Origin of the sequence: Curvibacter sp. PAE-UM (genome assembly GCF_001432305.1) — a bacterium.
Taxonomy (GTDB): domain Bacteria; phylum Pseudomonadota; class Gammaproteobacteria; order Burkholderiales; family Burkholderiaceae_C; genus Hylemonella.
The window spans coordinates 1,693,596-1,700,846 of the sequence record NZ_KQ483358.1; the positions used below are offsets into that span (position 1 = coordinate 1,693,596).

The 7,251-nt window shown below is 68.3% G+C and carries 9 protein-coding genes; 5 read left to right on the forward strand and 4 right to left on the reverse strand.

The features are described from left to right. Window positions 1-8: 8 nt before the first annotated feature. Window positions 9-302, reverse strand: coding sequence for a 2Fe-2S iron-sulfur cluster-binding protein (locus tag AO057_RS08250; protein WP_057675172.1), 294 nt, complete (start codon window positions 300-302; stop codon window positions 9-11). A gap of 436 nt (window positions 303-738) precedes the next feature. Between AO057_RS08250 and AO057_RS08255 the strand changes: the two genes are divergently transcribed. Beyond that, window positions 739-1,341, forward strand: coding sequence for an NAD(P)H-dependent oxidoreductase (locus AO057_RS08255; RefSeq protein WP_057675173.1), 603 nt, complete (start codon window positions 739-741; stop codon window positions 1,339-1,341). Window positions 1,342-1,347: 6 nt separating this feature from the next. Here AO057_RS08255 and AO057_RS08260 read toward each other — a convergent pair whose 3' ends face one another. From AO057_RS08260 to AO057_RS08270, 3 genes are read right to left on the reverse strand one after another with little or no spacing between them, the layout of a single operon-like run. After that, window positions 1,348-1,884: a peroxiredoxin-like family protein gene (locus AO057_RS08260; RefSeq protein ID WP_057675174.1), complete on the reverse strand. Its 537-nt coding sequence runs from the start codon at window positions 1,882-1,884 to the stop codon at window positions 1,348-1,350. A gap of 29 nt (window positions 1,885-1,913) precedes the next feature. Continuing rightward, the gene (locus tag AO057_RS08265; RefSeq protein ID WP_057675175.1) at window positions 1,914-2,828 is read right to left on the reverse strand and encodes an FG-GAP repeat domain-containing protein; all 915 of its coding nucleotides are present in this window, start codon (window positions 2,826-2,828) and stop codon (window positions 1,914-1,916) included. Window positions 2,829-2,860: 32 nt separating this feature from the next. Next, entirely contained in the window at window positions 2,861-3,757 is an 897-nt protein-coding gene (locus AO057_RS08270) for a LysR family transcriptional regulator (RefSeq protein ID WP_057677226.1), read from the reverse strand. A 76-nt stretch (window positions 3,758-3,833) separates the two neighbouring features. Between AO057_RS08270 and AO057_RS08275 the strand changes: the two genes are divergently transcribed. From AO057_RS08275 to AO057_RS08290, 4 genes are read left to right on the forward strand one after another with little or no spacing between them, the layout of a single operon-like run. After that, window positions 3,834-4,721: an amidohydrolase family protein gene (locus AO057_RS08275; protein ID WP_057675176.1), complete on the forward strand. Its 888-nt coding sequence runs from the start codon at window positions 3,834-3,836 to the stop codon at window positions 4,719-4,721. Window positions 4,722-4,725: 4 nt separating this feature from the next. Beyond that, window positions 4,726-5,547, forward strand: coding sequence for an SDR family NAD(P)-dependent oxidoreductase (locus AO057_RS08280; protein WP_057675177.1), 822 nt, complete (start codon window positions 4,726-4,728; stop codon window positions 5,545-5,547). Between the two features lie 35 nt (window positions 5,548-5,582). After that, a complete protein-coding gene (locus AO057_RS08285; protein WP_057675178.1) occupies window positions 5,583-6,572 on the forward strand; it encodes a Bug family tripartite tricarboxylate transporter substrate binding protein in 990 nt (329 codons plus the stop codon). A 14-nt stretch (window positions 6,573-6,586) separates the two neighbouring features. Beyond that, entirely contained in the window at window positions 6,587-7,105 is a 519-nt protein-coding gene (locus AO057_RS08290; protein ID WP_057675179.1) for a carboxymuconolactone decarboxylase family protein, read from the forward strand. Window positions 7,106-7,251 lie beyond the last annotated feature (146 nt).

The window sequence follows — 7,251 nt, forward strand, 5'->3', positions numbered from 1 at the left end:
GTTTCTCTTCAGTAGCCCTCTTTGAGCACCACGTCCGAGCAGGGGTGGGCCACGCAGGGCAGCACATAACCCTCTGCCTTCTCTTCCTGGCTCAGGCCGGGCCACTCGATGTCGTAGCGCACCGTGCCGCTGACGAGCTGGCCGATGCAGGTGCGGCAGTTGCCGTTGCGGCAGGAGCTGGGCCAGTCCACGCCACCTTCTTCCATGGAGCGCAGCAGCGGCCGGTCGGTCCAGGCGTCGAAGGTCTGGTCGAAGGCCTCGGTGCGGCCGGTGTAGAAGAGGGGGGTGTCGTTCGGATTCATGGGAGCGTAGAGAGTCTGTCTCCATTCTAGGGACCCTCTGCAAAACTCGCGTCGCGCGCGGCGTGGCTTTTGCGGGATGAGCCGCAAGGCGCAAAACCCAAGGCAAGCCTATACGGCTTGCCTGGTTTTGCAACGAAGCGGATCGCCCGCAAAACCACGCCCCTTCGGGTTCGAACCAAAACGGGCCCTTTGCCCACCAAACTCCTTGCGTGTGCTACAGCACACGCTGCGTGGTGTTGGCGGTCAAATCATCCCGTTTTGGACTCGAACGCGCATGACGGGAGTTTTGCAGAGGGTCCCTAGGCAAGGCCCAATAGGCCCGCTGCGGCACGGGACAAGTCCTGTTTGCTATGAAAAACAGAGCATTTGCGCCAGGTCATGGAAGCTTGTAGGCTGTCGTGGCAGCATCACGCGACCGCATCGCAGGAGCCACGCCATGGACAGCCGCCGTATCCTCATCCTCCAGGGTCACCCCGACGCCTCGGCCCCGCACCTCTGCCACGCCCTGGCCGCGGCCTATGCCGAGGGCGCGCGCAGTGCCGGCCACGAGGTGCACATCGTCGAGATCGCGACGCTGGACTTTCCCCTGCTGCGCAGCCAGCATGAGTGGGAACACACCGCGCTGCCCGCCGGCCTGCAGTCCGCGCAGGACGAGATCGCCTGGGCTCAGCACCTGCTCATCGTGTTCCCGCTCTGGCTGGGTGACATGCCGGCCCTGCTCAAGGGTTTCCTGGAGCAGGTGGCGCGCCCGGGTTTTGCCTTCAAGGGCGACGCGGCCGAGCGCGGCAGCAACCCCTTCATGTTCAAGGGCCTCAAGGGCCGCAGCGCGCGCATCATCGTCACCATGGGCATGCCGGCCCTGGTCTACCGCTGGTATTTCCGGGCCCGCGGTGTGGGCCTGCTCAAGCGCAACATCCTGGGTTTCGTCGGCATCTCGCCGGTGCGCGACAGCCTGATTGGCATGGTGGACAAGCTGGGCGAGACCGGCGTGCGCAAGTGGCAGGACAGGCTGCGCGTGCTGGGCGCACGGGCGGTCTGAGCGGGGTCAGACCGCCCCGGTGTACTCGCCGCGGGCAGGGTAGTCCTTGCTGATGGCAAAGTCGATGGCGCCCAGCAGTTCGTCGAAATGCGGCCGTGCAAACGGCATGGTCTGCACCGCACCGTAATACAGCGTGCCGTCGGGCCGCACGATGAACACACCGGGTTCGGCGAACAGCGCGGGCTCCTCGATGCCGATCGAGGTCTTGCCCCGGCTGGTGGAGATGTACAAGCCCCATTCACGCGCATTCGCCAGCGCCAGGCCATGGCCGAAGCGCAGCGCAGGCGAACCCACCTTGGTGGCCATTTCGCGGGCGCGTTCGGCGCCGTCGCTGGAGAGGGCGATCACTTTCACGCCGCGCTGCTCGAACTCGGGCTGCAGCCGGCCGAGCTCCAGCAGGTACTTGGCGCAGATCGGGCAGTGCAGGCCGCGGTAGAACACCAGCAGGGAAAAACGCGCGGGTGCGTCACTGACCAGGTCATAGGCACCGTGGTCCAGGGTGGGTACCCGCAGGGCGGGAACGGCTTGTCGGGGCAGCAGCATGAAGTTTCTCCTGGGTTGAAATTCGGGTGTCAGGGTGCCAGCGTCACGCGCCACCAGCTGCCGTCGGCCAGCCGCAGGCAGCCTGCGCCGTCCAGCGGCGTGAAGCGCTCGGCGCGCGCGGGCAGCGCCAGGGGGCGGGCCAGTTCGGTCCATTGCCCCGGGGCATCCCAGCGCAGGGCCTGGAGCGCCTGCAACTGCGTGTCGGGGATCAGGATGGCCGGCCGCTGGCCCGGCTGCGTCACGATCACCGCCAGTTGCTGCTCCAGCTCGCCCATGCGGTGGTTGGAGACCTCGGTGGCGCGTGCATAGGGTTCGAGGCGTGGCGGGCGGTAGTGGTGCAGCGTGAGTACGCCGCCGATGTGGGGGGTGGTCACGCTGGCCAGATCGAGGTGGCCGTCACCGTCGAAATCGGCCACGCCGACCGGGTTGAGCCAGCGAAAGGTCGATCCCGCATGCGGGCCGCGCGCCAGTTCGACCAGCACGCCATCGCGCAGCCCGAACACCACCAGCGCCGCACCGCGCAGGGCATCGGCTTCCACCAGGAAGATCTCGTCACGCCCGTCGCCGTCCAGGTCGGCCAATCGGGGCACACGGTCCTCGAACACACGATGCAGGGGCAGCGTGTAGGTCTGCGGCTGCGGCGGGCCCGTGGTGCTTGCCGGCAGCACATGCAGGCTGGCGGCATGCAGCGTCGAGCCCAGGGCCGCATGCGGGTAGCGCGCGGTGGGCGAGCCCAGCCAGGCCCAGGCGATGTCGCGTGCCCCGGAGGCCGGCTGGCTTTGCGCCAGCCGGTGCTGTGCGGCCGGTGGCAGCGGGGCCTGCGCCGCGGCCGTGACGCCACAGGCCGGGCTGGCCGGCGTCAGTGTCAGCGTGCTGGCCTGCAAGCCCACAGGCAGCAGTGCGCACAGCAGGGTCAGGCGTAGGGCAAGGGGATACGGCAGCATCGGGAAGATCAGTCGTCTGCCGCGCGAATTTCTTACAGATCCGGGGCCTGGAAGTGGGCCGAGACCAGTTCGCGCAGCGCCTTGGCAACGTAGCGGCTCAGGCGCGTGGCCGGGCGGGCGGTGGGCACGGCCAGTACCAGCTGGTTGCGCATGGCCGGCGTATGGATGGCTGCCACGTTCAGGGCCTGCGGGTAGGTCCAGGCGCGGATGGCGCCCAGCGGCAGCACGGTGTCGGCCACGCCGCGCGCCACCAGGCTCAGCACCGTCTGCACCGAATCCACCTCGGCCACCAGCTTGAGCGGCAGGCCGCGCGGGCGTGTGTGCTGCTCCAGCAACTGGCGCAGCGCATTGGGTCCGCTGGGCATGACCAGCGGACGTAGTGCCACGTCGGCCAGCCGCATCCGTTTGGGCAGGGGCTGCACGCTGATCAGCACCAGCGGTTCGCGCAGCAGGGTCTCCTGCTGGAATTGCGGCGAGGGCGGGGGATCGAACATCAGGGCCACGTCGATGCGACCGGCCAGCAGCCATTCGCGCAGGCGGATGCTCAGCCCTTCCGCCACGGTCATGGTGGCCTCGGGGAACTGGGCGTGGAAACGTTCGATCAGGTCGGCTGTCAGCACATGGGCCAGGCGCGGCGGCAGGCCCACGGTCAGGCGGCCGCGCGGGCTGGCCTGGCGCTCGCGCATGTCCACGCGGGCGCGCTCGGCGAGGTCGAAGATGCCGCGCGCATGCGCCAGCAGGGCCGTGCCGGATTCGGTGGCCTGCACGCCGCGGCCGGTGCGCTCGAACAGGCGCTGCCCCAGTTCCTCCTCCAGCAGCAGCACCTGCCGGCTCAGTGCCGGCTGCGACATGTGCAGGGCGGCCGCGGCGCGGCTGAAGCTGCCGGCCTCCGCCACGGCCACGAAATACTGCAGGCGGGTCAGGTCCATGAAATGCATTCTACGGATAGCTGGTATTGACTAATGATTGAACTAAAAGCGGCCGGGCCGCACCACAATCAGCGACATGCTCGATCTCCAGACGCCCGTCCAGACCTACCGGACGCAGCCTTCCCGTCCCACCTTGCAACTGCCCCCCGGCGCCTGCGATGCCCATGTGCACGTGTTCGGCCCGGCGGCCCGCTTCCCCTATGCACCCGGGCGCAACTTCACGCCGGTGGATGCGCCCAAGGAAACGCTGTTTGCCCTGCACCGGCAACTGGGCATCGAGCGCTGCGTGATCGTGCAGTCGGCCGTGCACGGTTTCGACAACCGTGTGGTCGAGGACGCGATCCAGGCCGGGCAGGGTCGTTACCTGGGCGTGGCGCTGGTGCCGGCCAACGTGGCCGATGTCGAACTGCAGCGCCTGGCCGCTGCGGGTTTTCGCGGCGTGCGTTTCAACTTCATGAAACACCTGAGTGCCGCAGCCAGCGTGGACGAGGTCGTGGCACTCACCCCCCGGCTCCAGGCCGCCGGCCTGCACCTGCAGGTGCATTTCGAGAGCAGCCTGGTGCACAGCCTGGGCCCGGTGCTCTCGCGCAGCGCCGTGCCCGTGGTGATCGACCACATGGGCCGGGTCGACGCCACGCTGGGTGCCGACCATGCCGATTTCGCGGCCCTGCATGCACTGCTGGCCAATCCGCTGTTCCATGTGAAGCTCAGCGGCATCGACCGTATCAATGCCCAGCCTGCCGCCGCGCCGGCTTATGCACAGGGCGTGGCCCTGGCTCGTTTGCTGCTGGAGAGTTATCCCGAGCGCTGCCTCTGGGGCACGGACTGGCCACACCCCAACCACACGCACGTGCCCGACGACGGCGCGCTGGTGGACGCGCTCGCGCGCATCGCCCCCGACACCACGCAGCGCGAGTTGCTGCTCGTGCGCAACCCGCAGAATTTCTACCGCTTCGAACACTGAATCCATGAACAAGACTTCCACCTCCCTCAACGGCCGTCTGGCCGGCAAGGTCGCTTTCGTCACCGGCGCAGGCTCGGTCGGCCCCGGCTGGGGCAATGGCCGCGCCATCGCCGTGCGCTTCGCCGAAGAGGGCGCCAGCATCTTCGGCCTGGACCGCGACCTGGAGCGCATGGCCGAGACCGAGCGCCTGGTGGTCGCTGCCGGCGGGCGTTTCATCGGTCTCGGCTGCGACGTCACGCGCAGCGAGGCCATCGCCGAGGCCGTGGCCCGTTGCATGGGCGCGTTCGGTCGCATCGACGTGCTGGTCAACAATGTGGGCGGTTCGGCCAAGGGCGGCCCGGTGGAGATGAGCGAAGAGGTCTGGGATGCGCAGATCGACCACAACCTCAAGAGCGTGTTCCTGAGCTGCAAGCACGTCATCCCGCACATGCTGGCGCAGGGCAGTGGCGCCATCGTCAACATCTCGTCCACCTCGGGCCTGCGCTGGACCGGCGCCGCGCAGATCGCCTACGCGGCCACCAAGGCCGGCGTGATCCAGTTCTCGCGCGTGCTGGCCGTGCAGTACGCCAAGCAGGGTATCCGCGTGAACACCGTGGTGCCCGGGCAATTGCACACGCCCATGGTCGAGGTGCGCCTGGCCGGCCAGCGCGCGGGTGGCGACGTCGAGGCCCTGCTGCAGCAGCGCCAGTCGCGCATCCCGCTGCCCTTCATGGGCGACGGGCGCGACACGGCCAACGCCGCGCTCTTCCTGGCCTGTGATGAATCGCGTTTTGTCACCGGCACCGAGATCGTGGTCGACGGCGGCATGTCCGTGCGCTGCGATTGAAGGGCATCACATTCCATAAAAACGAGGAGATCCAGATGAAGCTGCACTACCCCATCCACCTCCGCCGTGCCTGCACGCTCGCCCTGGCCTGCGCATCCCTGCTGCTGGCCACGACGACACTGGCCCAGCCGGCCAAGGTCACCCGCATCATCGTGGCCTTCCCGCCGGGCGGCCCGGTGGATTTCGTCGCGCGCACCCTGGGTGAGCAGCTGGGCAAGGAACTGGGGCACCAGGTCATCATCGAGAACAAGGCCGGCGCCAATGGCGCCATCGCGGCCGAATACGTTGCGCGCTCGGCCCCTGACGGCCAGACCTTGTGGCTGACCAGCGTGGGCGCGGTCGCCATCAACCCCGCGCTCTACGACAAGCTTTCCTACGATCCGCAGCGCGACCTCACGCCCGTCTCGGTCGTGGTCAACAACGTCGAGGTGCTGGTGGTCGGCGCCAATGCGCCCTACAACACCGGCGCCGAATTCGTTGCCGCCAGCCGCCAGAACCCGGGCAGGCCGCTGAGCATGGCCTCCTCCGGCACCGGCAGCGTGCCGCACCTGGCGATGGAGCTGTTGAACGATGCCGCGAAGATCAACCTCATGCACATCCCCTACAAGGGCGCCGCGCCGGCCATCAACGACGTCATCGCCGGCCACGTGCACGGCTTCTTCGGCGACATCCCCGGCCTGATCGGCCACATCAAGGGCGGCCGCCTCAAGGCCATCGGCCTGGCGGCCACCAAGCGCCATCCGCTGCTGCCCGAGGTCCAGACCTTCGAGGAGATGGGCGTGCCCGGTGTGGACTCCGACAACTGGTACGCTCTGTTCGCCGCCAGGGGCACGCCTGTGGCCGAGGTCGACCGCGTGAACCAGGCCGTGCGCCGCACCCTGGGGCACGAGGCCGTCAAGTCCAGGCTGCAGGCCTCCGGCGCCGAGGTGGCACCGTCCACGCCGGCCGCACTGGCCGCGCTGTTGAAGAACGACATGGCCAAGTGGACCCGTGTGGTCAAGGCCAAGAACATCAAACCCGACTGAGATTTCACACCCCCATGCGCATCGCCCCCGTCATCCCCGGCACCCGGCCCGAACTCGCCGCCCAGGAGGCGCAGATCCAGGCCGAGCGCGGCCGCATCTCGCCGCTGTACCAGGTGCTGCTCAACAGCCCGCCCATCGCCCACGGCTGGGAGCAGATGCTCTCGGCCGTGCGCAACCGCAACAGCCTGCCCGCGGGCCTGCGGGAGATGGTCATCCTGCGCGTGGCCGTGCTCAACCGCGCGCCCTACGAGTTCGATGCCCATGTGCCGCACGCGCTGAAAGCCGGTGTTTCGCAGGTGGTCATCGACGGCTTGCGCACCGTGCCGCTGGCGGCCGATCTGCCCCTGTCGCCGGCCGAGCGTGTGGCGCTGCGCCTGACCGATGCCATGACACGCGACATCGATGTGCCCGAGGCGCTGTATGACGAGGTGAAGCAGCACTTCGATGCCCAGGGCCAGATCGACCTGGTGGCCACCGCGGCCGCCTACAACATGGTGTCGCGTTTCCTGGTGGCACTGCAGATCGGGCACTAGGGCCTGTTCACACTGATTTCTCAAGATGCGTTGCGGATCAAAAAAGTCATGCGGTAGGCGCGTGGACGCCGCCGGGGTCAGCCCCGGCACGTCCGCGCAACACCCCGCATGGCCTTTTTGGCCGCAACCCGGAGGGAACGTGGGGG